Consider the following 2030-nt stretch of genomic DNA (forward strand, 5'->3'; position numbering starts at 1 on the left):
CGTACCCTCGCCCGCCCGGCCGCCCGCCGCGCCGCCGACGCCGGAACCACGGGCGGACCGCGGGACTTCCGGCGCAGGCTCGCCGCGCTCGGCGGCCCGCAGCAGCAGAGCCTGCTGCACGGCATGGTCCTCGGCCACGTCGCCGCCGTCCTCGGCCACGCCTCCGCCGAGGCGCTGGACTCCGGACGCGGCTTCCTCGACCTCGGCATGTCCTCCCTGACCGCGGTCGAACTCCGCAACCGCCTCAACGCGGAGACGGGCCTGACCCTGCCCACCACCCTGATCTTCGACCACCCCGACCCGGCCGCCCTCGTCCGCCACCTGCGGGACGAACTCGGCACCGGCGGCACCGGATCCGGCGACGCGGACCAGCCCCTCTTCGCCGAACTCACCGAATTCGAGGCCGCGGTGAGCGGCGCAGAACTCGACGACCAGGACCGGGCCCGCCTGGCCAAGCGCCTCCAGGCCCTCCAGTGGAAGCTCGGCGCCACCACGGAGACCACCGGCGAGCGCGACGACTCCGACCTCGACACCACCACGGACGACGAGATGTTCGACCTGATCGACAACGAACTCGGCCTCGCCTGACACCCCCGCCCGGCCACCGCGTCCTTCCAGAACCAGAGGATCCCACCCCCATGGCAAGCTCCGAAGACAAGCTCCGCGACTACCTCAAGAAGGTCACCGCAGACCTGCGTCGCACCCGTCAGCGGCTGGAGTCCGTCGAGGCAGGCCGGAGCGAGCCGATCGCCGTCATCGGCATGGCCTGCCGCTTCCCCGGCGGCGTCCGCTCCCCGGAGGACCTCTGGCGGCTCGTCGCCGACGGCACCGACGCCGTCGGCCCGCTGCCCGAGGACCGCGGCTGGGACCTCGACTCCCTCTACGACCCCGACCCGGGCACCCCCGGCAAGAGCTACGTCCGCGAGGGCGGCTTCCTCGACGGCGCCGCCGACTTCGACGCCGACCTCTTCGGCATCGCCCCCCGCGAGGCCCTCGCCATGGACCCCCAGCAGCGGCTCCTGCTGGAAACCGCCTGGGAGGCCGTCGAACGCGCCCGCATCAGCCCCGCCTCCCTGCGCAACACCGACACGGGCGTCTTCGTCGGCGGTGCCGACACCAACTACGGCTCCCTCGCCCGCACCACCGACGAGACCGAGGGCCACAACCTCACCGGCGGCGCCATGAGCGTCCTGTCCGGCCGCATCTCCTACACCCTCGGCCTGGAGGGCCCGGCCGTCACCGTCGACACCGCCTGCTCCTCCTCCCTCGTCGCCCTCCACCTCGCCACCCGCGCCCTGCGCGCCGGCGAGTGCTCCCTCGCCCTGGCCGGCGGCGTCGCCATGATGCCGACCACCGAACTCTTCACCGAGTTCTCCCGCCAGCGCGGCCTCGCCCCCGACGGCCGCTGCAAGCCCTTCGCCGAGGCGGCCGACGGCACCGCCTGGGGCGAGGGCGTCGGCGTCCTCCTCGTCGAGCGCCTCTCCGACGCCCACCGCAACGGCCACCAGGTCCTCGCCGTCATCCGGGGCACGGCCGTCAACCAGGACGGCGCCAGCAGCCGCCTCACCGCCCCCAACGGACCCTCCCAGCGCCGCGTCATCGAGGCCGCCCTCGCCGACGCCCGCCTCACCCCCGACCAGGTCGACGCCGTCGAGGCCCACGGCACCGGCACCACCCTCGGCGACCCCATCGAGGCCCAGGCCCTCCTCGCCACCTACGGCCAGGACCGGCCCGCCGACCGGCCACTGCTCCTCGGCGCAGTCAAGTCGAACATCGGCCACGCCCAGGCGGCGGCCGGCGTCGCGGGCGTCATCAAGACGGTGATGGCGATGCGCCACGGCGTGCTGCCCGCCGTCCTCCACGTCGACACGCCCACCACCCACGTCGACTGGACCGCCGGCGCCGTCGAACTCCTCACCGAGACCACCCCCTGGCCCACCACCGGCCACCCCCGCCGCGCCGGCGTCTCCGCCTTCGGCATCAGCGGCACCAACGCCCACGTCCTGCTGGAACAGGCCCCCCTCCCCGAG

2 protein-coding genes are annotated in these 2030 nt (G+C 74.4%); both read left to right on the top strand.

Going from position 1 to position 2030, the window contains the following annotated elements:
* The coding region (locus B7767_RS44220; protein WP_179167586.1) for an acyl carrier protein at positions 1 to 588 on the top strand (588 nt) is incomplete at its 5' end.
* A partial coding sequence (locus B7767_RS44225; protein WP_373408295.1) for a type I polyketide synthase occupies positions 585 to 2030 on the top strand: 1446 nt, incomplete at its 3' end. The genes B7767_RS44220 and B7767_RS44225, both read left to right, overlap by 4 nt.

The sequence above is a fragment of the Streptomyces sp. 13-12-16 genome, from assembly GCF_002114215.1.
In the GTDB taxonomy this organism is placed as follows: domain Bacteria; phylum Actinomycetota; class Actinomycetes; order Streptomycetales; family Streptomycetaceae; genus Streptomyces.